Source organism: Kitasatospora sp. NPDC034035 (assembly GCF_055575755.1).
This window is the reverse complement of the sequence record NZ_JBVISA010000040.1, coordinates 1-22,149: the sequence shown is the minus strand read 5'-3', so window position 1 is coordinate 22,149 and position 22,149 is coordinate 1. Positions and strand designations below refer to the sequence as shown.

The window sequence follows — 22,149 nt, the reverse complement described above, 5'->3', positions numbered from 1 at the left end:
CGGCTCAAAGACGGGTTCTCAGCTGGCGGGCTGGTGTCCCGGTTCGCCCAGCGCGAGAGCGGTCTGCTCGGCGGCTTCTCGCAGTCCTCGGTGGTGGAGGAGGGCGATGGCCCTGGGCAGCAGAAGGCTGTTCTCCGGGGCCGCGTGCGGATTGGTGTTGACGGCGTTGTACGTGAGGTGCCGGAGGCCATGGCGAAACGGCCATTCCGGGATCAGGTCCAGGTCGTGGAGGCGGCGCAGGAGTGCTGTGGCGGGGACGCCCCAGGTGTCCTTGGCGAGGGCGATGCGCTCGGGTGTGGCGTTGCGGAGCATCGCGGCCAGGACGGCGGTGCGGGGCATCAGGAAGGCGGCGGCGAACCGGGCGGCTCGACCACTGCGCTGCGCGCCGACGTCCTCGGCGCGCTCGGCGTCCTCAAGGTCGCCACTGCCGACCAGCTCCAGCGCCTGCTGCGTCCTGGCGCGGCGTCGAACAAGGCGGTTCGGCAGGCGCTGGGCGATCTCGCGCTGCACGGCCTGGTCGCCTCGGACGGCAACACCAGGGACCGGCACAAGGCCTGGCGGCTCGAAGGCGCTGCCGGGCTGGACGCGGCCGCTGCGGTGCTCGGGATGGTCCGCTCGGAGATGGGTGGCACCGCCCGGGGCGCCGGGCGCTCCGGTGCCCAGCACGCGATGGCCGTCAACGAGACGATTGCCGCGTTCGTCCTCGGCGGCAGCGCGTCCGGGGCCGCGGGCGGGGTGGGCACCGTGCGGTCCTGGTCGACCGAGACCGAGTTCCTGCTGCCGGGCGGGCGGCGCAAGGTGCGTCCGGACGGTGTGTGGCAGGCCCCGGAGATCGGGGTGCCGGTCCTCATGGTCGAGGTCGACCGCTCCACCATGGCCCCGGCCGACGTCGCCGCGAAGTTCTCCCGGTACCGCGAGCTGTTCCGCACCAAGGTCCGCGACAACGACCCGGCCCTCGCCGAGAAAGAGCCGGCCGACCGGACGGTGCACTGGTGGCGCCGTGCCTACCCCGGCACCCACACCCGGGCCGGGTACCCGCCCGTCGCGCTGGTCGTCACCGACGCCGGGGCGGTCGCGCTGGCCAACCGCCAGGAGGCCGTGGCGGACCTGTCGGCGCAGACGTGGGGCGGCCGGTGGTGCAGGGAGGTCCGCGACTACAACGAGGACGGCTGGCGCGAGTACGACGACGCCGTGCCCATCATCGCCACCACCCTCGAGCTGCTGACCGAGCACGGCCCGCTCGGGCCGGTGTGGTGGCGCTACGGCCGCGCCGGACGGCACTCCCTGCTCGACGCGCTGGAGAACCCGAACAACCGCGCCGCCTACGACCAGCGCCAGAAGGCCCGGGAGAAGAAGGCCCGCCAGGAGCACCGCGATCTGATGCGGACCCTGGCCTGCGTGGACTGCGGCGACGTCCCCAAGGAGGAGACCACCTGGGTGTACGGCAGCGGCCAGTGGACCCGCCGACCCGGCGGCCGCTGCCGGCCCTGCCACCAGGAACACACCGAGGGGCTGGAACGGGAGGCCGAAGAGCAGCTGGAGGCCGCCCGAGCCGCGAACGCGTTGCTGCGCCCGTGTTGGACGTGCCGGGGCTCGATCGGCGGGAAGGAAGGCTCGGTGCTGGAGTTGGGGAGGAGGCTGGACCGGATCGGCTGGAGTGCCCGCAGTGCGAGCGGGACCGCGCCGAGAAGGATCCGGGTCGGCTGGTGCTGCCCGCTCCGACCAAGCGCGAGCAGGTCGCCGCGCTGGTTTCCGCCCCTGATGATCCGTGGTGGGAGGTGCGGGTGCTCCACGCGAAGCTCTACCCGCCCAGGGATCGCAGGGTGTGACGTGCGGTGTTGGGGGTGGGCTCGGCCCTCGAGTGGCGCGTTCGGGGGCCGAGCAGGGTGGGGTTCAGCCGGGGATGAGGCCGTCGTCGCTGAGCATCTGGCGGACTTCGTCGAGGCTGGCGTCGGGTGCGGGGAGGATCAGTTCGGAGGGTTCGAGGGCGTCGTCGGGCAGGGGGGTGCCCAGGCGGCGGACGGCGTCCAGGAGGGTTCCCAGGGCCTTCCGGAACCCCTCTTCGTCGCCGCTTTCCATCTCTTCCAGGAGCTCGTCGTCGAGCTGGTTGAGCTCGGGGAAGTGGCTGTCGGCGAGCTTGAATTGGCCTTCGCCCATGATGCGCGTGATCACGCTGGTCTCCCGTCTCTGAGTGGTGTTCCCGCCAGGGTGGCGGAGCACTGCCTCATCCCATCGCTCTTCCACTGGTGTGGCTGCCGTGTTCGCGCGTGGCGGACCCTCTTCACCCATACGAGCCGGAGGGTGTGACCTGTTGGTGGTTGTGGGGGTGGTGGGCTTGAATCGCGGGTTGTCTGGTCCTTTGGTTGGGCCTGTTGGGGGTGGTGGTGGGGGTTGGTGGGGATGGGGTGTGGTGACTGTGTGTGGTGGTGGGTGGGGTCGGGGGTGGTGTGGGGGTGCTCGGCGGGTTGATGGGTGTTTCGCCCGGTGATCGGGCGTGGATTTCTCGTCTTTGGTTTTGCTGGTGGGTTTCCCGGTGGTGTTCTGAATTCGGGTTGGAATGGCCGGGTGTGGGGTGGTGGTGGGGGTCGGTGTTCGGTTTCTACCGGTCATTGGGCTGGGCTGGGCTGGGCCGGGTCGGTAGCGGTCGGGGCGCCGGGGTGGTCGTCGCCGTCGCTCGCCGCTGTCCGGGGGCCGCTCGTCGACGCCCTGCTCGGTGTCGTCGGTGTCCTGCTCGCCGCCGTCCTGGCCGCCTGGCCCCGGTCCGGCTCGGTGCCGTCCTCGCCGGGCCGGTCAGGGTGCCTCGCTCGTGTCATCAAGCGTGGTGGCGGTCGGTCGTCCGGCCGCCGTCCTCGCCCCTGCCACACCCCGCCGTCCGGGCCGCCCTCCGGGCGAAAACCCTGCGGGTCGGAGCGGGTAAGTGTGCCAGGATCGCCTGCCGTGGAGACTTGGGATGAACTGACTGTCACCGAGCAGGTGCTGGTCCGGCGCGCTGTCGCCGACCTTTCCCCGCGCGGCAGCGCGCGGCACGTCACGGCCGTGCTGCGCTGGGCGGGCTCGCCGGAGGAGCAGCCGCAGCGGGTGCCGGAGCTGGCGCAGGCGGTGCTCCGGTTGGTCGCGGGCGGGTGGTTGACGGTGCGCCGGGCCCTCGATACCAGGTTCGTCCAGAAGGACAGCCCGGAGGTGACGGGCACGGAACTGGAGCAGCTGGTCGCCGACCCGCAGACGTGGGTGTGGCCGTGGGACGAGTGGTCCGGTTTGCCGGCCCTTTCCCTGCGGGCGACCGATGAGGGGCACCGCCGCTGGGAGGCCCGGGCGTATGCTCCGGACGCCCAGCCCACCATCCATCAGGTGGACCTGACGGAGGACGAGGAGCGGGTCTGGGTGTGTGCGATGGAAGCGAGCGGCTGGCTGACCGGACCGTTCGGGATCCTCGCCGATCTGCCGTCCGGGCTGGAGGGCGAGGAACTGCGGGCGTACGTGGCGGCGGACCTCGCCCCGCTGGTCCGGCTCGTCCGCGAGGGAGCGATCGAGGTGCTGCACGTCGCGGAGCCCGCCGCCGAGGGCACCGTCGTCCCGCTGGAGGACTTGCTGGACGCCTTCAGTGACCGGGAGTTGCGCTGCGACGACCGCGACGACTGGGGCGTCGGGTTCACCTGCATCCTGATCCAGTCGCTGGCGAACGCGCTCCGCTAGTGCTCTGACCGCATAGGTTCGCCGGGTTGGCGGTGGCACCGTCCGGACCGGTTGGATGTGGGGGACATCCGAGATTCGGGGAGGCATGGTGGCGGAGCCGGTCAAGGTTCGGAGACTGACCGACCAGGAGGGCCAGCAGTTACAGCGGATTGTGCGGCGCGGCAGTACGAGTTCGGTGCGCTACCGGCGGGCGATGATGCTCCTGGCGTCGGCCGGCGGGAACCGCGTGCCGGTCATCGCCCAGCTGGTAGCGGCCGACGAGGACACGGTGCGCGATGTCATCCATCGCTTCAACGAGATCGGTCTGGCCTGCCTGGACCCTCGCTGGGCGGGAGGCCGTCCCCGCCTGCTCAGTCCTGACGACGAGGACTTCGTCGTCCAGACGGCCACCACCCGCCCGGCCAAGCTCGGGCAGCCCTTCACCCGCTGGTCGATCCGCGAGCTCGCCGCCTACCTGCGCAAGGTCCACGGCCGGGTGATCCGCATCGGCCGTGAGGCCCTGCGCTGCCTGCTCGCCCGACGCGGCGTCACCTTCCAGCGCACCAAGACGTGGAAGGAGTCCACCGACCCAGACCGGGACGCCAAGCTCGACCGGATCGAGCACATCCTGGAACGCTTCCCCGATCGCACGTTCGCGTTCGACGAGTTCGGCCCCCTCGGTATCCGCCCCACCGCAGGCTCCTGCCGGGCCAACGAGGGTCGGCCCGACCGCCTTCCGGCGACTTACCACCGCACCCACGGCGTGACCTACTTTCACGGCTGCTACTCGATAGGCGATGACACCTTGTGGGGCGTCAACCGCGGTCGCAAAGGCACCATCAACAGTCTCGCCGCGCTCCGATCGATCCGGGCTGCCCGCCCGGACGGTGCCCCGGTCTACGTGATCCTGGACAACCTGTCCGCCCACAACGGCAAGAAGATCCGCTGCTGGGCCCGCAACAACAACGTCCACCTGTGCTTCACCCCGACCAATGCCTCCTGGGCGAACCCGATCGAGGCGCATTTCGGACCGCTGCGGCAGTTCACGCTGGCGAACTCGAACCACCCCAACCACACCGTCCAGACCCGCGCGCTGCACGCCTACCTCCGTTGGCGCAACGCCAACGCCCGCCACCCCGACGTTCTCACCGCCCAGCGCCGCGAACGTGCCCGCATCCGCAGCGAGAAGGGCATGCGCTGGGGCGGACGAGCACTGGCTACCGCTGCCTGACCAGTTGCCGCCGATACTTCCTCCATGGGAAGCAGCAGGAAGCCGTACTGGCGCACGTTCGGGACTCCGAAGACCCTCGTGCTCTACCGCACGCCAGACCGGTGGCGGTTCGACATCTACTTCGAAGCACCTGGCGGCACCGCCGACGGCGCTCTCGATCATCCCGCGCCCTCATGCGAGCCCGAGACGGCACAGGCTGCACTCCACCGCAGGGCCGAAGAGCTGACCCACCGACAGCTGGAAGTCTCGTGGCAGCCCACCGATCGACCGGACTGGTGGACCGGAGTTATCACCAAGGTCGGACCAGTCTCCGATGTCGATCGCTGAGCCGCCCTCGACAAGCACGCAGCAACCCGGTGAACCTATGCGTTCACAGCACTATGCGCCGCCGCATCCCGTATTTCACGGCGGAGCGGATCCTTCAGGGAGCCGTCAACTAACTACTGCCTGATTCGGCCCTGCTCCGGCCTGTGACGTGGTAGATGGATTCCGTGGGGATGACGGAAGTAACTCTGGCAGCACTGGATGCGAAGTTGGCGGCGATGCTGCCGCACCTGGACGAGCGGCAGCGCCGCTTGTATCTGGCTTCCGAGGCCGAGGCGCTGGACCATGGCGGAGTCGCGGCGGTGGCCCGGCTGGCAGAAGTGTCCGAGTCGACCATTGCGCGGGGACGCGACGAGCTCGCCGGCGGTGCGCCGGTGCTGGGACGGGTTCGCCGCCCCGGCGGCGGACGCAGGCCGGCCGCCGTGACCCTGGCCTGGTGCCGGCACTCGAGGCCCTGATCGAGCCGCAGGAGATCGGCGACCCGGTCTCCCCACTGCGCTGGACCACAGCCTCGTTGCGTGACCTGGCACGGGAGTTGACCACTGCAGGCCATCCGATCAGCGCCACGGCCGTGGGCAAGCTGCTGAGCTCGATGGGCTTCAGCCTCCAGGGCATGGTCAAGACTCGTGCTGGGAGCCAAGTCCCTGACCGTGACGCCCAGTTCCGGCACATCAACACCAGGGTCGAGGAGCTCCTGACTCAGGGCTTGCCGGTGGTGAGCGTGGACGCGAAGAAGAAGGAGCCGATCGGCGACTTCGCCCGGGCGGGCCGCACCTACCGCCCCAAGGGCCGGCCGATCACCGCCCCGGACCACGACTTCCTGGACCCGGACACCCCGATAGCCATTCCCTACGGCGCCTACGACCTGGGACGTGACATCGGCTGGGTCAACGTGGGCACCGACCGCAACACCGCGGCCTTCGCGGTGGAGTCCCTGCGCCGCTGGTGGAATCGCCAGGGGCGCCTCGACTACCCCGGCGCCACCCGCCTGCTGGTCACCGCCGACTCCGGAGGAGCGAACTCGGCGGACTCCCACCTGTTCAAGACAGATCTGGCAGCCTTCGCCGACGAGTGCGGGCTGAGCGTCACGGTCATGCACTTTCCGCCGGCGACTTCGAAATGGAACAAGGTCGAACACCGGCTGTTCTCCCGGATCACCCACAGCCTGCGCGGTCAGCCGCTGACCAGCTACGAAGTGCTGCTGCAGACCATCTCGGCCACCCGCACCAGCACCGGGCTGACCTCCAGGCCGTCCTCGATGAGAACGCCTACCCCACCGGTCGGACGCTCACCAAAGCCGAGCGCACGGCGATCCTGCAGCGTGTCGAACGCGACGACTTCCACGGGGAGTGGAACTACACCCTCGCCCCACACGACCCCCAACAGGCACCGTCAGTCGAGCCGGAGCAGGCGAAGGCACCCTCGATCCCGGCCGAGGCCACCTTTCTGCTCACGCATCCGGCCCTGACCGGCATGTCCCGCGAGCAGTTCGACCGGCTCGTGGAGGAACTCGAGCCCTTCCGCCGGGTGCTGGCCGAGGCCGAGCGCGAGAAGAGGAAGGGCATCAACCGGCGCGGATACAACCCCGGGGTCGGCTTCCTCGACCACCGCCACCGCGTGCTGGTCGCCGTCCTGCACCACCGCAACACAGTCACCTTGACCCTGGCCGCCCAACTGCTCGGCCGAGTACCCACGAGCCCGAACTACCACGCACACCGCACCAGGCCACTGCTCGCCTTCGCCGCCCCGGACATCGCCGCAGCCCTCGCCCATCCCCGGCGGACCCGCCCACCCCGCACGATCGAGGCCCTCCAGAACGCGATCACCGACCACGAGAGCAACATCAAATCAGGCAGTAGTTGGTTGACGGCTCCCAGGTCCCTACCTGCTGGTCGCCACTCCCGCGGAGATCGCGGACGCCGGTGCTGGCACGCTGGGAGTGCTGCGGCATCTCCTATGCCTGCGTTCAGGAGCGCGACATGGCAGCGTTCGCTCCGATCATCGAGCTGCTGGCCGACTGCCGAGATTTCCAGGAGAGGCCGGCGCGGCGGCCGTCAGTGATGATCAATCGACCAGCTGACGGCCCTGCTCGAAGAAGGCCAGCACGCCGTCCACGCCGCCGAGCTCGCGGACCGTGGCCACCGCGCCGAACGGCGCGTTCCAGTACTTCCCCTGCTGCCGGGTGTGCGGGCCGACGTAGGCATACGGCTCAGCCTGGAAGTCGTCGCCCTGGGAGACCCCGTAGTTGACCGCGGCCACGGTCACGCCGATGTCGAAGTGCTCGGGCCAGATGACCGGATCCGCCCCGGGAAACATCCGGCGCAGTGCGGCGTCGCCGACCGCGAAGCCTTGCGCGATCCAGTGCGCCGGCTGCGGATCGGCTTCGATCACGTCCTCGGGGCCGACACCGGATCCGCCCTGGTACAGCCCCGCGGGTGCACCGACCGTGACCCCGATCGCAGCCGCCAGCGCGGCGCAGGTGGTCCGTTCCAGGAAGAGGCGCTGTCCGGACGCCACCAGATCCGCACCGACGACCTGCATGTTCGGCTCGGCTCTGGTGGCGAAACCTCCGAGGGAGGCGCGCAGCCTGATCGTGCCACTGGTTCGGAACTGCGGTCCGGCCAGGACCAGCTCCGCGACCGCGTGCAAGGCGCGGCGGGTGCGTACAAGCGATTCGATGTCCATGACGGCATGCTCTCCCACCGCAGCGAGCGGCTCCCGTGCCGGCGCGTTCCCCACCGCTCACACGCCGAATCACACGCCGAACGCCTTCGGTGCGACCGGAGCGGCAGACCCTGATCCGACTGGACCCGGCGCCGAGTCGACCTCGGCGATGAGCAGGGCCACGTCGTCATCGTCGTCGTCCGCCCGCCGCAGGGCGGTCAGCAGACGGTCGCAGGTTGCTTCCAGCGGGAGCCTGGGCCCGCGGAGCAGGCCGATGAGGGCATCGAGGCGCGTGTCGATGGCCTGGTCACGGGTCTCCACCAGGCCATCGGTGTACAGCAGCAGCCGGTCACCGGGCGCCAGCTCCACGCAGGCGGACTGGAACGGGACGCCTCCGACGCCCAGCGGCGCGCCCGGGGGCAGCTCCAGCAGCACCGGGGCCCGCCCGGGGCGGTCCAGCACGGGGGGCGGATGGCCGGCCAGCGCGATGCGGCACCGCCTGTGGTGCGGGTCGTAGACGGCATAGACGCAGGTGGCGGTGGTCTCGTCGAGTTCGACGGTGACGCGGTCGAGGTGGTGCAGCACCTGAGCGGGGGCGAGGTCGAGGTCGGCCAGAGTGCGGGTGGCGGTGCGCAGCTGGCCCATCCTGGCGGCGGCGTTGATGTCATGGCCCATCACGTCGCCGACGACCAGGGCGGTCTTGTCGCCGGCCAGCGTGATGGCGTCGAACCAGTCGCCGCCGGCCAGCGCGGCGCGTCCCGCGGGCTGGTACCGGGAGGCGACCTGGAGACCGACGGGCCGCGTGGGCACGTGCGGCAGCAGGTGGCGCTGCAGGGTCAGTGCCGTGTTGCGTTGACTCTGGTACCAGCGGGCGTTGTCGATGCACACGGCGGCGCGGGCGGCAAGCTCCTCGGCCAGCACGATGTCGTCCTCGCCGAACGGCAGCGGATCGTGCACGCGCTTGAGGTCCAGGGCGCCGAGCACTTCGCCGCGGGCGATCAGCGGCACCGCCAGGTAGGAGTGCAGGCCTGCTCGGGCCAGCACGGCCGCGGCCTCGCCGTCTCGGGCGATGCCAGGCAGGTCCTCGCCCGTCACGCGGGCCACGAGCACTGGACGGCCGGTGGTCACGCACCGGGTGACCAGGCGGTCGGCGTCGTACTTGGCGATCTCCCCGACCGGATCGGCGGCGCGCAAGGCGTCGGAGGGGTAGGCCGCCGCCACGGCCAGGGCCCGCAGGGTCACCGGCCCCGCGACCGGCCCGTGTGCGGGCGGGCGTCCGCACAGGACCGAGTCGAGAACGTCGACCGCGGCGACGTCGGCGAGATCGGGAATGACGAAGTCGGCCAGTTCCTGGGCGGTCCGGCCGAGGTCGAGGGTGGTGCCGATCCTTATGGACGCCTGGGCGATCAGTGCCAGTCTCTGGCGGGCGCGGGCGGCCTCGGCGGCCGCGCGGTGCTGCTCGGTGACGTCCACCACCGAGACGGCCAGGCCCATCACCCGCCCGGCTGAGTCCTCCAGCCGGAAGTACGACGCTCGCCAGGCGTGGTCGCTGTCCGGATCGGCACGCGTGCGGCCGACCGTCAACTGATCCACCAGCGGCTTCCCGCTTGCCAGTACCCGGCGCATCGCGGACTCGACGACCCCGGTGTCGAGGAACGGCAGCGCGTCGCGGACATCGCGACCGAGGTGCTGCTCGGCCGGCAGGCCGTTGATGCGCTCCAGTGTCGGGTTGACCAGGACGTACCTCAAGTCGGTGTCCAGCACCGCCACCCCGATCGGGGACTGGGCCACCAGCCGCGCCGACAGGGCCAGATCGCGCTCGACGCCACGTAGCGTGGCCTCGTCGGTGGCGATCCCCAAGGCATAGAGGCGGCCGCGCTCGTCCTGCAACCGCATGTTGCGGAACTCCACCAGCCGGGTGCTGCCGTCCTTGTGCCGCACCGGGAACACCCCCGCCCAACGCCCGCCGCCACCCATCACCTCGGCGAACAGCTCGAGAATCAGACCCCGGTTCTCTTCGGCGACCAGCAGCTTGGCCGCGTACCGGCCAAGCGCCTCCTCGGCCCTCCAGCCGAAGAGATCCTGAGCCTGCGGGCTCCACAGGACGACCCGCCCATCCGCGTCCAACACCGATGCGGCCACACCCAGCAGGTCCAGCAGGCCACCGGGCTCGGACGCCGCAGCCCGCACCCTGCCGACCAGGGGCTGGCCCGCATCGGAGGCGCTCATTCCCGGCCTTCCTTCCGCCCGCCCGATACTGGCGGCCTCGTCCGATCCGGCCCCGTCGCTCGACCTCGCCTTCCGTCTCGGTGCCCTCTATCGTCTCTCCGCGCAGGCCCGCTGGACAGCTCAGGCAGCCCCGCCCGCCAGCAGGTGCACGATTTCCCTCATCAATGACGGGCGTGATCTCGGCTTCTCCCGCAGCCGCTTGCGGACACCGCCCGCTACATTCTGTCCCCGTCGGCGACCGCACAACGGCCGCCAGGCGGAGCGCTCTGCACGGCCCCGCGGGCGTAGGGAGCTCACCATCCGACCCTGCGGCGCCTCGCGTGCGCAGGGACGACGCCAACGAGCCAAGCCGCCGCCCACGAGCTCCATCTGCATGAACAGGCGGGACCCGCGGTTCAAGGCACGTCAGGGCTGATCGACCGAGTGGTTGGGCCGCGGGCAAGCCCCCAGACCCCCGTGGCCCTCGGTCGGCAACAGCCCCGCCTCTGCCCTGCGGCACCGCTTCGCCCTGATAGCTGGCTTCGCGTCGCTGCCGGCGTTGGCTGCAACGCTGGTCGGCCCTGTCCTGGGCGCGGTGCCCGCACCCCTGCTGCCCCTGGCACTTGCGCTGACTCTGCTGGTGGGTGCCGCGGCGTTCGCCACGAAGCTGCTCGGCACCTACTTCGGCCCGGTGGGCGTCCCCTTGGCCACACTCTCGCTCCTCACGGTCGCCAACTCGACGAGCGGGGCTACTACCGGGGTCGACCTGCGCCCGAGCGCCACGGATGCCGTCTCGGGCCCCCTGCCCCACTGGCGTCGGCCGCGTGGCCGTCGCTCTTGACGGAGGCAGGCTTTCACTCGCTCCGATGCGCGGGTTGGTAGTCAGCTGCGCGGAAGCAGCCGTGGAGATGGTCGTTGATCACACCCACGTTCTGCATGAACGCGTACACGCTCGTCGGGCCGACGAAGCGGTACCCCTGGGCCTTCAACTGCCTGGCGAGGTCCTCCGCCTGCGGCGTCGATGTAGGCAGCTCGGCGTAGGACCGGGGAGCCCGCTTGCGGGTCCTCTCATAGGACTTCGCGAGCACCAGCAGGCTCGGCGAAGCGAACAGAATGACGTGCGCATTGCTGATGGTGGCCTCGATCTTGCTGCGGTTGCGGATGATCGAGGCGTCGTCCACCAGATGGTCGACATCGGCGTCCGTCATCGCTGCGACCTCTGCGACGTCGAAGCCCCGGAACGCTTTACGGAACGCGTCCCGCTTGTTGAATACGACCTTCCAACTGAGCCCGGCCTGGAAAACGCCGAGGGTGAGCGCTTCGAACATCGCTGACTCGTCACGAGTGCGGGTCCCCCACACCTCGTCGTGGTATCGGCTCAGCGCGGTGTCCTCGGCGCCCGCCCACGCGCAGCGCGGCTCCCCGTCGTATCCAATGATCACGTCGCTGCTCATCCGGCCCTCCAGCCTCTTGCCCTGCGCCTGATGCCAACCCCCGCCGACTCTGCTCTCCGCAACGGGACCCAGTTCCGACCGTGCCCGTCCACGAACACCCTCCGACGAAACGCAAGCCACGTCATCCCGTGCAGTCGTCAGCAGCCGACGTCACCACGCGTCCGCGGGCGCGTGAATCGGGTGCGTTTGGCGGGTCGGCGTCCCGCTGTGCCTGATGATCACGGTCGAGGTCGAGAGGATTCCCGCGCCCGGGCCCCCAGGTTCGGCGACCGGCGCCGAAGAGAGAGCGAAGCGGTTCGTCGCGCCGGTCGTGGCCACCGCAGGCACCATCGCCGTCATGCACGGCAACGTGGAGGCCCGGCCGTTCGCCTGGGACAAGCTCTGGCCAGGGCAAATCCCCGACGCCCCGGTGACTGCGGTCACCGTCCCGGACAACACCCTCCCCCTCGAAGGGCACGATCTGAACCTCGTCGAGGTCGGCCACACCGACACCGAGCAGACCAGCGTCCTGCACGTCCCCGGCCTGGGACTCGTGGTCGCCGGCGACGCGCTCTACAACGGCGCCCACATGTACATCTGCGAGTCGGCCGGAGGCGGCCTGGACGCCTGGCGCAACGCCATCAGCACCGTCGAGGCCCTCGCGCCTCGGTACATCGTCGCCGGCCACAAGAACAAGGACCTCGACGACGATGCCACCCGCGTCATCGCCGAGACCCGCCGGTATCTCGACGACGCCGAGGCGGCGCTGGAGGAGTGCTCCTCCGGGACCGAGTTCTTCAACACGATGGTCGACCGCCACTCCGACCTCCCCTACGGCAGGACCCTCCTGTGGGTCGGTGCGAAGACGATCTACGCCCTGCGCGAGCCGGGGGCCGACCCCATCGCCGCCGCTGGGGGCGGCTGGTTCTAGCAGCGATCGTCCCGTACCACGCGGCAGGTCGGCGGTGCCATCCGGAGTGCCGGGCCGGGAGCTGCCACACGACTGCACCCCACACCTGTTCGCGTGATATCGAGGAACTCGGTGTGGCGATGACGTTAGGACAGCCTTGTGGAGAGGGCCGCTTGCGGCGTGCGTCCGTGAGCAAGGGCGGAGGTTGGCATGAGCAATCGATTCGAGACGGCACCAGCGTCTCGCGGACGCGCCGAGCGGGTGCACCCCACGACGACATATCTGATCGTCCTGCCGGGCGGGGGCTACGCGTCGCATGCCCCACACGAGGCGGAGCCGATCGTTGCGTGGCTCTCCGCACTGGGCCTGTCGGCGAGCGTCTTCCGGTACCCGCTCCACGTGCGGCACCCCGAACCCCTCCTGGCTCTGAGGGCCGAGATCCTCCGCAGGCGCGCACAGGGGGCGGATCGCATCGGGGTGATCGGCTTCTCGGCCGGCGGGCATCTTGCGGGCCTGGCCGCACTCGCACCCGGCGACGATCAACGTGAGTCCGTCCAGTTCGCCGTCCTTGGCTACGCGATCACATCGATGGAGACCGAGACCTACCGACCCGCGCGGTTGATCCTGCTCGGGGAGAACCCCGCACCGCACCTGCGCCGCGCGACATCGCTCGACGCGCTGGTGACCACGGCGTCTCCGCCCTTCTTTCTCTGGCACACCGCCGAAGACAGCTACGTCCCGCCGGAGCACACCTACCGGCTCGCCTCGGCACTGGCCGCGCACGAGGTACCGCACGCCGTGCATGTCTTCGCCCACGGCCCGCACAGTCTCGGTCTCGCCCAGGGTGCCGGCGATGCCGCCACGTGGACGACGCTCGCGGCATCCTGGATCGCCGAACAGCTCCACCCTCAGGCCAACAACGCGTCCTGAGCAGCTCCCTCGCCGACAACGGCGGTCATCGCCTGGAGCACCGCGCTCGTCCCGCTGCGCGTGAACCCGGCCCTCGCCGTGTAGGCCCCCGTTCGACCCGGCACCACCGGCACAGCCGACAGACGCGCGCAGGCCTTCGAGGCCCGTCGCCGTGTCGGTGCGGACCTGCCATGCGAAAGTGCGGGCTGTCCGGTTGCCTGGTGCGGAGAGGCGCGTTCGCGACTTGCGACGGTCTATCGGGAGCCGAGGCTCAACGGCTCTTCGAAACGGCGGGGTTGAACGTCTCGCGGTAGGTGCGCGGTGGTACCCCGACGTGTGCTTTGAAGAGGGTCCGGAAGTTGGCCGGCGTGCCGAGGCCGCAGCGCCGTGCGACAGCTTCGACCGTCAGGTCGCTCGATTCCAGGAGCTCCCGTGCGAGGCCGAGCCTTGCGTCGAGCAGCCAACGCATGGGCGGCCGGCCGGTGTCGGCGTGGAAGCGACGGATGAGCGTGCGGCGGGACATGCCGGCCTGGCGCGCCAACTGGTCGACGGTGAGCGGCTGGTGCAGGTGGTGCAGGGCCCACTCGTACACCGGCGCCGGTCCGTCGGAGGCGTCCGGGGCCACCGGCAGGTCGGCGAACTGGGCCTGACCGCCGATGCGGTGTGGGCGGTGACCAGCAGGCGGGCCCGCTGGTTCGCCAGACGGGCGCCGTGATCGCGACGGATGAGATGCAGAGACAGGTCGAGGCCCGCGGCGACGCCGCCCGAGGTCAGCACCTTGCCTTCATCGACGTACAGCGCCTCCGGCTGCACCGTCACGTGCGGGTACTGCCTGGCCAGCGCTGCGGCGTACCGCCAGTGCGTGGTAGCCCGGCGGCCGTCGAGCAGGCCGGCGGCGGCGAGGGCGAACGCCCCCAAGCAGGTGGACACCATTCGGCTGCCGCGGGCCGCCGCCCCCGCGAGCGCGGCGGTGACCGCAACCGAAGGCGGGTCTGGCTCCAAGTACCCCGGGACTATGACGGTGTCCGCGGTCTCAAGGGCCTCCAACCCGTCGGCGACGGACAACACCGGGCCGCCGTGCATCGGGACCAGCCCGGGCCGTTCCGTGCACACCGTCAGCGAGTACGGCCCGTCCGGCCAGCTCCCGAAGACCTGCAACGGAATCCCGATGTCGAGTGCGAGGACGTTCTCGAGCGCCACCACGAGCACGTGGTGGTTGCCGCCCATGGGACCGGAGAGTCAGCCGTGTTCCGCCGAGCCGGTGAGCCGGAGCTTGCGCTGGGCCCGCTGGTAGAACGTGGTGTGGCCGAGTCGCACGACGCGTGCGGCGGCGGGCAGCATGGTCACCTCGACGACATCGCCCGGTGAGACGTGGCCGACCAGGAGGCCGTCGGCCTCGATGGCGAGGTCGCCGCTGTTCGGCAGGACTTCCAGGTCGAGCCGCTCGCCGCTGGAGAGGAACACGGAGCGGTTGAACGCGGCATGTGGAGCCACGGGGGTGATCAGCAGTCCCTCCGCGTTGGGGGAGACGATGGGGCCGCCGGCGGAGAAGCTGTACGCGGTGGAGCCGGTCGGCGTGGCGACGACGACCGCGTCGGCGGTGTAGGCCACGAAGGGCTCGCCCAGGACCCGTACGGCGACCGCCGCGGACTTGTGTCCCGGGCTGCGCAGGAGCACGACGTCATTGAGTGCCGTCTCCTGGGCTGCCCCGAAGCGGGCATGGACGCCGGAGCGGACTTCCACGGTGAAACGGTGGGCGTCGATGGCATCCAGTGCGGCAGGGAGTTCCGGTATGTCGACCTCGGCGAGGAAGCCCAGGCGTCCGACGTTGACGCCCAGGACCGGTGCGTGGCCCCCGGTCGCGAGCCGCATGGCGCGCAGCATGGTGCCGTCCCCGCCGAGGCTGATCAGCAGGTCGGCGGTGATGGTCATCTCCTCGGCCTCGACCGGAATGGCCTCGCAGCCGATCCGTGCCACCTCCGCCGCCAGCCCCAGCACTTTCGTCCCCCGGGCCCGGCTCCAGCCGACCACGGCCTCCACGGTGGGCGCGCAGGTGCGCTCGGGGTGGAGTACCAGCCCCACCGTGCCGATGAATCCCATCCGGAGCACCTCGATGTCGGCCAGGCCACTGTTGCTCCCTCCAGTCACGCACAGCCGGTCGCGACCTTCAAGGTCACGGTCACCGCCGGGCCCGCGTGATCACGCCGGTCCGCATCGCCTCCGGTCGGCGCGGATGGACTCTGTGAGACTGGACCGCCCGCTGTTGCTCGTCACGGAATCTCTGTGCGAGCCGGCTGGTTGGGATTGGGACAGACAGTGCCATGGCTTCGGTGTCGGTGTGCCGAACCGGCGACCGGCCGAGCCTTCATCGGGAGGCGTGTCCGATGACTGACAGCCCAATCCGGGGGATTGATCCCTCCGCGCAGCCGAGCGGAGACGGGTGTGTGGAGTGCCTGGCGGGAGACGGGCCGGGGTGGTGGTTCCACCTGCGGCGATGCGCCGCGTGCGGGCACATCGGCTGCTGCGACTCATCACCCTCGCAACACGGCACGAGGCATGCCCGAGAGGCGGGGCACCCGTTCCTGGCCAGCTTCGAGCCCGGTGAGGCGTGGTTGTGGAACGTCGAGACCGAGCAGTACTACGAGGGACCGGAACTGGCACCGCCCGCCGCGCACCCGGCCTCGCAGCCGACGCCCGGCCCGCGAGGCAAGGTCCCTGCCGACTGGCAGCTGCACCTGCACTGAGGCGCTCAGAGCGGCGGGGCCGGCAGACGCGGGTCCGTGACTCCACCCGGGCAAGCGAGGTAGTCGACGTCCCAGCCGGAGCGGACGGCTCCGGCCTGGTACGCGCTCTCGTAGAAGGCGAGTACGGTCGCTCTCGGATCGGCCTCCGTACGGGCCGCGGCGTAGCGCAGTACCGCCAGGTGGCTGTCGTTGAGCACGATCCACCGGGCCGATGCGGGCCTGAGCGGGTCTTCGGCCAGGTGCGCGGGCTCGGGAGTGGTGTAGGAGTAGAAGGCCGGTTCGCCCAGGTCGGCGTCGCCGAACCAGAACCCGAAGCTGATCAGCTCCCGGGAGTACGCCTCGCGGGTCACCGGGTCCACCTGCGGTGGCTGGTCGACGACGCGTCCGGAGAACCGGGTGTGGGCGATGTCGAGCGAGTGCCAGAAGAGGTGGACGGGGCTGACCTTGCCCGAGAAGCGCGCCGCGAACTCCTCCAGCACCAGCCCGACCTGGCCCAGCACCTGCCAGTAGCGATTCGCCCAGACGGGATCGTAGGTCGCGTGCTCGAAGTCCTCGGCGAACGGCCGGGCAGAGTCGGCCAGCCGGTACGGCCGGGGAATCCTGATCTCCACCCGGATACCCAGCGCCGCCAGCGCCTCCAGGGTCTGCCGGTAGAACGAGGCCACGGACTGGCCGAGGAGCGGGAAGGACTCCGTCCCGCCGTCCGCCGTCGCGACGACCAGCCGGTGGTCGACGAAGTCGAAGTCGATGGTGAAGATCGGGTTGCCGTCGACCTGTCCCATGGGCCGGGTGGTGATCCCACGCCCGGTGAGGTGGAACGGGACGTTCCACCAGTGGTTGCGCCGCACGCTCGCCGCCAGGCGGATCTTGCCCACCACCTGCGTGAAGCGGTGCAGCGTCTCCTTCGTGTCCCGCCACTCGGCGAGCGGCATCGGTGGGAACAGCTCCATCGAGTAGCCCTCCTGCCAGTCGGCCGCAGTTCCATGATGACCACGGTGGTCCGGACGCGCAGCGGTGGCCGGACCCAGCGGCCGACAGGGCGAGCTGGTCGCAGAGGTCGGTGGCTGCGTCGCAGGCTTCGGGGGCGGTCCTGGATCGAGAGGCGGTCGCGGCTCACCGCTGAGAGTAATAGTGTGGACGCCGTGTGTAGTTCTGCTGCCGTCGCTTGATGCCTGCGAGAAGAGGAAATCATGACCGGCAAGGCCAGCATCGTCTTCGCCCACGGACTCTGGGCCGACGGGTCGTGCTTCAGCAAGCTCATCCCCGCGCTCCAGGCCGAAGGGCACGAGGTGTCCGCCTCGCAGCACGGCCTCGACTCGCTCGCGGGCGACGTCGAATGCGTCACCCGCTCCATCGACCACGTGCCCGGCCCCGTCGTGCTCGTCGGCCACTCCTACGGCGGCACCCTCATCACCAAGGCCGGCACCCACGACCGCGTGGGCGCCCTGGTCTACCTCGCCGCACTCGCCCCCGACGAGGACGAGACCTCACAGGACCAGCAGGACAAGTTCGCGCGCACGCCCGTCTTCGACCACATCGACATCGCCGACGGCCGGATCTGGCTCCTCGAGTCCGGCGTCGGCGACTTCTGCGGCGATCTGCCAGCAGCTGAGCAGAAGCTCGTCCTCGCGACGGGCGCCGTGCCGGTCCCCGACCTGTTCACCCAGCAGGTCCCCGGCACCGCCTGGCGCACGAAGCCGAGTTGGTACGTCGTCGCGAACAACGACCGCACCGTGAACCCGGATCTGGAGCGGGCCGCCGCCGAGCGGATGGGCGCGAAGACCCACGCCGTCGACAGCAGCCACGTGCCCATGCTCTCGCACCCCGACTTCGTCCTCGACGTCATCCGCGACGCCGCGAAGACCCTTGAGGCATAGAGCCGGCGCCGCAGCAGCCCCCGCGCGGTCTGCCGCCCTTCGGCGTCATCCGGTGCGCTGGGCTGCTCCACCGTAACGCTGCGCCTGTCGACCACGATCCGGGTCGGGAGGCGCCTGTGCACGGGTCGCGTGACCGAAGGGCCGCCCATGAACACCACCGTCGCGGACCTGATGCGCCGCAACCTTCTCGACGTCTTCAATGAACCGGATGCCGAGCGCCGCAACGCGGCCATCGCGGTGACCTACGCCAAGGACGTCGTGTGGCACGAACCCGACCGCGTACACCGAAGCCGCGAGGCGCTCGCCCGGCGCGCCGCAGAGCTGCTCGCGCAGTCCCCGGGCTGGGTCATGCGGCCCGACGGCCCCGTCTCCGTCAACGACGACCTCGGACACCTCGCCTTCCATTACGGCCCCGCCGGCCGGCCGCCCGTCGTGGCCGGCATGGACATCGCCCGCTGCAAGGACGGTGTCATCATCGAGCTCTACACCTTCGTCGGCGGGAGCAGCCAACCGTCCTAGCGCGCGGTCTGGCCAGGACCGGCCAAGCGAAGTCCCGGCCGCCCGCCTGCCACCGTGTGAGCCTGAGCCCGTCACCCCTGGCCCGTGGGCCGAACGACGAGTATCAGGGCCTGAGGACGATCTTGCCGTGGGTGTGGCGGCGTTCGAGCTCGGTGTAGGCCTCGCGGACCTGCGCCAGCGGGTAGACGTTTGCGATCGGCACCTCGAGACGTCCGTCGGCGATCAGGCCGGCAAGCACGGCGAGCACCTTGGCGCCCGGCCCGGCCGCGATCCCTCCCTCAGTCCTCACCCCGTGCCGCTCGGCGGCCGCGAAATCGGCGATGGTGTCGATCCGATCGGTCGCGACGCCGAGGGCGAGGGCCAACTCGACGTACCCGTCGCCGAAGGTGTCGATGAAGGCGTCCACGCCGCCGGGCGCGGCGGTCCTGATGCGGTCCGCGACGCCGTCACCGTACGCGACCGGGATCACGTCGTGGCTTCTCAGCCAGTCGTGGTTGCTCTCGCTCGCCAGGCCGATGACCGTGGCCCCGGTGCGGCGGGCGAGCTGGACGGCGAGCGAGCCGACTCCACCGGCGGCTCCGGAGATGACGACGGTCTCGCCCTCCTCGGGCTGGACGGCGTGGACCGCACCCCATGCGGTGACGCCGACGACGTACAGGCTGCCGGCCACCTCCCATGAGACCTTCTCCGGCTTGGGCGTGAGGTCACCGGCCTCGACCAGGACCAGCTCGGCCTGGGAGGCCCGCTTGTTGCTGAAGCCGATCACCTCGTCGCCGGGCGAGAGCCCGGCCGCCCCGGCTCCGACCTCTTCGATGACCCCGGCGAGGTCGCTGCCCTGTCCGGACGGGAACGTCGACGGGAACATCTGTGCCACCGCCCCCGTTCGGATGACCGCCTCACTGGGGTTGATGCCGGCCGCTTTCACGCGTACGAGGACCTGCCCGTCCCCGGGCACCGGGCGTTCCACCTCGTCGACCCGCAGCACGTCGATCCCACCGAACTCGTCGTACCTGACCGCCCTGGGCATGATCTCTCTCCTTCGACCTGCTGAAGCCGGCAGGGCTCTGGCTACGCCCGCCGGAGTTCGAGCACGGGAATGATGCGGATTCCGGCAGTCTGGCGTGCGTACTCGGCAAAGCCGGGGTACCGCCGTGCCTGCTCGGCGTAGATGCGGTCGCGTTCGGCGCCGACAAGTTCGCGGACGGTCACCCGGTAGGTCGCGGTTCCGCGTTCGATGGTGCCCTCACCGGCGGCGATCAGGTTGCGATACCAGTCCGGGTTGGTGGGTGCTCCGCTCTTGGTTGCGAAGACGTAGACGATGTCCGGCTCGGTGTCGTGCGGGAGGTACATCATCGGGGTGACGTGCTCCCGGCCGCTCTTGCGGCCGCGGTGATGGACGAGGACCAGCAGAGCGCCCTCGAAGACCCCGCCGACCCTGCCCTCGTTTGCTCGGAACTCTGCGATGGTCTTTGCGTTCCAGTCGACTGCTTCGCTCATGTCGGACTCCTGTCGTCCACAATCCGGGCCATGCGCTGGGAGGATGAGCTGCAGGGACACAGCGGTCGGGACGTAGCCCACCCGGGCCTTCTCCAGCATCCGGCGGAACCGACGCCCCTGGCGAACCCGGGTCCCGCGCCGCGCCTCGACCGGTCCGGTCCCATCGGCGACGACGCCGCCATGCCGTCGCCCGACTCGGCTTGTGATCGAAAGCGTCCGGGCGAGGGCCCGGGGTTGCTGCTGTCGCCGAGTTCGAGCTCACGCCTGGCCGGCAGCTGCCGCACCTGGGCGAGCCGCCTTCGTGTCTGGATTCACGGGTGGGTGGAGTCGACAGCGGCGCGCGCCTGGTCGAGGTCGACGACCTCGCCGTTGAACCCGAACTGGTCCAGGTCGCCTCCCGGCGCCTCGATGCGGGCGGCGGCGGCCAGGCCGCCGGCCTTCACGGGGTCGAACCCGGCCGCGCGGATCAGCCGTCCGGCCGTCGCCGCGCCGTTCTCGTCGTCGGTGGCGTAGAAGAGCGCCGCACGCCGCGGCGCGCGGTTCGCGTTCGCGGCGAGCACCTCCGCGGTGAGGGTGCCGAACGCTTTCACGTAGTGGGCGCCTCCGGGCAGCAGGGCGGCGACCACTGACCCGGCCGATTGCCCGTCAGGCAGCGACCGCACGATCTGGCCCTTCTCGTCGAACGCGACCGGGTTCGACGGGTCGATGACGACCTTCCCTTCGAGCAGCGGTCGAACCTGCGGGATCAGCTCCCTCATGGCATCCAGCCAGACCGCGAACACGACGGTGTCCGCGCCCGTGATCGCGTCCTGCACGGAGGCGGCACGTGCGAGCGGCCCGAGCTCGTCCGCGAGCGCCTCTGCGCGCGAGGCGCCCTTCCCCGCCAGGACGACGCTTTCACCCCCGGCCACCAGGTGCCGGGCCACGACACGCCCGATGTAGCCGACGCCTACGATTGCGGTGGTCATCTCCGGCCTTCCTCTCGGTTGACGTTGAGTCAGTTCTAACTCAGATGTCCCAGATATCCCGGATGTCGTCGGGCGTGGTGAAGTCGGCCGCCCGGCCGCTCCCGGCGATAGTGCCGCCCCATACGCTCTGGAAGGCGGGCCGGTCGTACCCGGCGACCATGTACGTCTGCAGGGCCCGCCCGTCGGGCATCGCCCCGCAGCTGATCGCGAGCGCACTGGCGAACGCGTCGCGGCCGTCGGGTATCCAGCCGGAAGTCTTGCGGGTACTCCTCGCCGACCACGTCGACGTCCTCGGGCTTCCCGGTGGTGATCACGCCGCCGTCGAGGTGGGCGGCGGACCACGGCCCGGGACTCCTCGCGCGAGACAGGCCGTCCGGCGGCCCTGCCGAAGGCGGGGCCGACCTTCCTGGGGACCGGGCCGCTCGCCGATTCCTCGACGCCGAGGACGTGCCGGAAGGCGTTGGCGCCCTTGGGGACGGCGCCGATCGCGACCGGGGGCGCGGTAGGTATCGAGAACCTGAAAGTGCTCGACAATCCGGTCGTCGTGCGGCCGGCTGCTGGCCACGCAAGATGAGACCAGCGCCGACGCACCGAACCCGACACCTTCCGCGTACCCGTCGGGGCCGGCGATCTCGCACGCGGGAGTCCAATGGTGAGGATCCCGCCGGCTGCGCTCCTAGTTCGTCACCAGGCCGCCGTCGACGGTCAGTGTCTGGCCCGTCAGCGCGGCGGCGTCGTCGCCGACGAGCATCGCCACCACGGATGCGGTGTCGTCGGGGGTGAGCGGGCGGGGCAGCGCCTGGTGCGCCGCGACCTCCTCGAACTCCTCCGTCGGCACCACGCCGGTAGCCGGCGTGCGAGTCAGTCCTGGGGCAACAGCCGTGACGGCGATTCCGTGGCTGCCGAGCCCGGCGGCGAGGCTGTGGGTCATGCCGATCAGCGCCCCCTTGGACGCCACGTACGCGAGCATGTGCGCGCCCGCGGGACGCCAGAACGTGTTGGACACGATGAAGACCACCCTGCCGAAGCCGTTCGCGCGCATTCCCGGCGCGAACGCCTGGGTGAGCAGCAGTGCCGACTCGACGTTCACCGCCTAGACCCAATGCCGGTGATTTAAGGTCCTGCCCGGTCCGGCGATCGTGACGATGGCCGGAGCGGGTGGTGGCCAGTCGCGGTGTTCGGCCCGTTTGAGG

20 protein-coding genes and 3 pseudogenes are annotated in these 22,149 nt (G+C 70.5%); 10 read left to right on the top strand and 13 right to left on the bottom strand.

Going from position 1 to position 22,149, the window contains the following annotated elements; all coding sequences use genetic code 11:
- Positions 1-18: 18 nt before the first annotated feature.
- Entirely contained in the window at positions 19-510 is a 492-nt protein-coding gene (locus tag ACZ52J_RS36805) for an ImmA/IrrE family metallo-endopeptidase (RefSeq protein ID WP_465625212.1), read from the bottom strand.
- Between ACZ52J_RS36805 and ACZ52J_RS36800 the strand changes: the two are divergent.
- Positions 445-879 (top strand): annotated as a pseudogene (locus ACZ52J_RS36800) (replication-relaxation family protein); the annotation flags it as partial. The gene ACZ52J_RS36805 and the pseudogene ACZ52J_RS36800 overlap by 66 nt on opposite strands.
- A 1,014-nt stretch (positions 880-1,893) precedes the next feature.
- Here ACZ52J_RS36800 and pspAA read toward each other — a convergent pair.
- Positions 1,894-2,172, bottom strand: coding sequence for a PspA-associated protein PspAA (pspAA, locus tag ACZ52J_RS36795; protein WP_465625198.1), 279 nt, complete (start codon positions 2,170-2,172; stop codon positions 1,894-1,896).
- A 765-nt stretch (positions 2,173-2,937) separates the two neighbouring features.
- Between pspAA and ACZ52J_RS36790 the strand changes: the two genes are divergently transcribed.
- The 4 genes and pseudogenes from ACZ52J_RS36790 to ACZ52J_RS36775 all read left to right on the top strand — a co-directional run.
- On the top strand, positions 2,938-3,693 hold the full coding sequence (locus tag ACZ52J_RS36790) for a hypothetical protein (RefSeq protein WP_465625100.1): 756 nt from the start codon (positions 2,938-2,940) through the stop codon (positions 3,691-3,693).
- A gap of 88 nt (positions 3,694-3,781) precedes the next feature.
- Positions 3,782-4,903: an IS630 family transposase gene (locus tag ACZ52J_RS36785; protein ID WP_465625196.1), complete on the top strand. Its 1,122-nt coding sequence runs from the start codon at positions 3,782-3,784 to the stop codon at positions 4,901-4,903.
- 24 nt (positions 4,904-4,927) lie between these two features.
- Positions 4,928-5,230, top strand: a complete 303-nt coding sequence (locus tag ACZ52J_RS36780; protein ID WP_465625098.1) for a hypothetical protein — start codon at positions 4,928-4,930, stop codon at positions 5,228-5,230.
- Between the two features lie 170 nt (positions 5,231-5,400).
- Positions 5,401-7,084, top strand: a pseudogene (locus ACZ52J_RS36775) (ISAzo13 family transposase); the annotation flags it as partial.
- A 207-nt stretch (positions 7,085-7,291) separates the two neighbouring features.
- Here the strand turns inward: ACZ52J_RS36775 and ACZ52J_RS36770 are convergent.
- From ACZ52J_RS36770 to ACZ52J_RS36760, 3 genes are all read right to left on the bottom strand, one after another.
- A complete protein-coding gene (locus ACZ52J_RS36770; RefSeq protein WP_465625096.1) occupies positions 7,292-7,912 on the bottom strand; it encodes a hypothetical protein in 621 nt (206 codons plus the stop codon).
- 69 nt (positions 7,913-7,981) lie between these two features.
- Positions 7,982-10,120 carry a SpoIIE family protein phosphatase gene (locus ACZ52J_RS36765; protein ID WP_465625094.1) on the bottom strand — a complete coding sequence of 713 codons (2,139 nt, stop codon included), beginning with the start codon at positions 10,118-10,120 and terminating at the stop codon, positions 7,982-7,984.
- Between the two features lie 833 nt (positions 10,121-10,953).
- Positions 10,954-11,553: a DNA-3-methyladenine glycosylase I gene (locus tag ACZ52J_RS36760; protein WP_465625092.1), complete on the bottom strand. Its 600-nt coding sequence runs from the start codon at positions 11,551-11,553 to the stop codon at positions 10,954-10,956.
- A 214-nt stretch (positions 11,554-11,767) separates the two neighbouring features.
- Between ACZ52J_RS36760 and ACZ52J_RS36755 the strand changes: the two genes are divergently transcribed.
- Both ACZ52J_RS36755 and ACZ52J_RS36750 read left to right on the top strand, forming a co-directional pair.
- Positions 11,768-12,463, top strand: a complete 696-nt coding sequence (locus tag ACZ52J_RS36755) for an MBL fold metallo-hydrolase (protein WP_465625090.1) — start codon at positions 11,768-11,770, stop codon at positions 12,461-12,463.
- 189 nt (positions 12,464-12,652) lie between these two features.
- A complete protein-coding gene (locus tag ACZ52J_RS36750; protein WP_465625088.1) occupies positions 12,653-13,372 on the top strand; it encodes an alpha/beta hydrolase in 720 nt (239 codons plus the stop codon).
- 250 nt (positions 13,373-13,622) lie between these two features.
- Here the strand turns inward: ACZ52J_RS36750 and ACZ52J_RS36745 are convergent.
- Positions 13,623-14,578 (bottom strand): annotated as a pseudogene (locus ACZ52J_RS36745) (GlxA family transcriptional regulator).
- 12 nt (positions 14,579-14,590) lie between these two features.
- Positions 14,591-15,499 (bottom strand): NAD(+)/NADH kinase, encoded by a 909-nt coding sequence (locus ACZ52J_RS36740; RefSeq protein WP_465625086.1) that lies wholly within the window; start codon positions 15,497-15,499, stop codon positions 14,591-14,593.
- Between the two features lie 236 nt (positions 15,500-15,735).
- On the opposite strand from ACZ52J_RS36740, the gene ACZ52J_RS36735 reads away from it, so the two are divergent.
- The gene (locus ACZ52J_RS36735; protein ID WP_465625084.1) at positions 15,736-16,095 is read left to right on the top strand and encodes a UBP-type zinc finger domain-containing protein; all 360 of its coding nucleotides are present in this window, start codon (positions 15,736-15,738) and stop codon (positions 16,093-16,095) included.
- Between the two features lie 5 nt (positions 16,096-16,100).
- On the opposite strand, the gene ACZ52J_RS36730 is transcribed toward ACZ52J_RS36735, so the two are convergent.
- On the bottom strand, positions 16,101-17,045 hold the full coding sequence (locus tag ACZ52J_RS36730; protein ID WP_465625082.1) for a DUF5996 family protein: 945 nt from the start codon (positions 17,043-17,045) through the stop codon (positions 16,101-16,103).
- A gap of 240 nt (positions 17,046-17,285) precedes the next feature.
- Between ACZ52J_RS36730 and ACZ52J_RS36725 the strand changes: the two genes are divergently transcribed.
- On the top strand, positions 17,286-17,972 hold the full coding sequence (locus ACZ52J_RS36725; protein WP_465625080.1) for an alpha/beta fold hydrolase: 687 nt from the start codon (positions 17,286-17,288) through the stop codon (positions 17,970-17,972).
- Positions 17,973-18,119: 147 nt separating this feature from the next.
- Positions 18,120-18,491 (top strand): nuclear transport factor 2 family protein, encoded by a 372-nt coding sequence (locus ACZ52J_RS36720; RefSeq protein WP_465625078.1) that lies wholly within the window; start codon positions 18,120-18,122, stop codon positions 18,489-18,491.
- A 103-nt stretch (positions 18,492-18,594) separates the two neighbouring features.
- On the opposite strand, the gene ACZ52J_RS36715 is transcribed toward ACZ52J_RS36720, so the two are convergent.
- From ACZ52J_RS36715 to ACZ52J_RS36695, 5 genes are all read right to left on the bottom strand, one after another.
- A complete protein-coding gene (locus ACZ52J_RS36715; RefSeq protein ID WP_465625076.1) occupies positions 18,595-19,518 on the bottom strand; it encodes an NADP-dependent oxidoreductase in 924 nt (307 codons plus the stop codon).
- A 41-nt stretch (positions 19,519-19,559) separates the two neighbouring features.
- Complete coding sequence (locus tag ACZ52J_RS36710) at positions 19,560-19,988, bottom strand: nitroreductase family deazaflavin-dependent oxidoreductase (protein WP_465625074.1); 429 nt, start codon at positions 19,986-19,988, stop codon at positions 19,560-19,562.
- A gap of 311 nt (positions 19,989-20,299) precedes the next feature.
- Positions 20,300-20,956: an NADPH-dependent F420 reductase gene (locus ACZ52J_RS36705; RefSeq protein ID WP_465625072.1), complete on the bottom strand. Its 657-nt coding sequence runs from the start codon at positions 20,954-20,956 to the stop codon at positions 20,300-20,302.
- Positions 20,957-20,996: 40 nt separating this feature from the next.
- On the bottom strand, positions 20,997-21,146 hold the full coding sequence (locus ACZ52J_RS36700) for a hypothetical protein (protein ID WP_465625070.1): 150 nt from the start codon (positions 21,144-21,146) through the stop codon (positions 20,997-20,999).
- Between the two features lie 486 nt (positions 21,147-21,632).
- Positions 21,633-22,046: an SDR family NAD(P)-dependent oxidoreductase gene (locus ACZ52J_RS36695; RefSeq protein ID WP_465625068.1), complete on the bottom strand. Its 414-nt coding sequence runs from the start codon at positions 22,044-22,046 to the stop codon at positions 21,633-21,635.
- Positions 22,047-22,149 lie beyond the last annotated feature (103 nt).

Coding starts and splice junctions, on each gene's coding strand:
- ACZ52J_RS36765 (WP_465625094.1), bottom strand. CDS start 10,120: ATGAGCGCCTCCGATGCGGGCCAGCCCCTGGTCGGCAGGGTGCGGGCT.
- ACZ52J_RS36760 (WP_465625092.1), bottom strand. CDS start 11,553: ATGAGCAGCGACGTGATCATTGGATACGACGGGGAGCCGCGCTGCGCG.
- ACZ52J_RS36710 (WP_465625074.1), bottom strand. CDS start 19,988: ATGAGCGAAGCAGTCGACTGGAACGCAAAGACCATCGCAGAGTTCCGA.
- ACZ52J_RS36705 (WP_465625072.1), bottom strand. CDS start 20,956: ATGACCACCGCAATCGTAGGCGTCGGCTACATCGGGCGTGTCGTGGCC.
- ACZ52J_RS36770 (WP_465625096.1), bottom strand. CDS start 7,912: ATGGACATCGAATCGCTTGTACGCACCCGCCGCGCCTTGCACGCGGTC.
- ACZ52J_RS36750 (WP_465625088.1), top strand. CDS start 12,653: ATGAGCAATCGATTCGAGACGGCACCAGCGTCTCGCGGACGCGCCGAG.
- ACZ52J_RS36715 (WP_465625076.1), bottom strand. CDS start 19,518: ATGCCCAGGGCGGTCAGGTACGACGAGTTCGGTGGGATCGACGTGCTG.
- ACZ52J_RS36755 (WP_465625090.1), top strand. CDS start 11,768: ATGATCACGGTCGAGGTCGAGAGGATTCCCGCGCCCGGGCCCCCAGGT.
- ACZ52J_RS36730 (WP_465625082.1), bottom strand. CDS start 17,045: ATGGAGCTGTTCCCACCGATGCCGCTCGCCGAGTGGCGGGACACGAAG.
- ACZ52J_RS36725 (WP_465625080.1), top strand. CDS start 17,286: ATGACCGGCAAGGCCAGCATCGTCTTCGCCCACGGACTCTGGGCCGAC.
- ACZ52J_RS36780 (WP_465625098.1), top strand. CDS start 4,928: ATGGGAAGCAGCAGGAAGCCGTACTGGCGCACGTTCGGGACTCCGAAG.
- ACZ52J_RS36735 (WP_465625084.1), top strand. CDS start 15,736: ATGACTGACAGCCCAATCCGGGGGATTGATCCCTCCGCGCAGCCGAGC.
- ACZ52J_RS36720 (WP_465625078.1), top strand. CDS start 18,120: ATGAACACCACCGTCGCGGACCTGATGCGCCGCAACCTTCTCGACGTC.
- ACZ52J_RS36700 (WP_465625070.1), bottom strand. CDS start 21,146: ATGCCCGACGGGCGGGCCCTGCAGACGTACATGGTCGCCGGGTACGAC.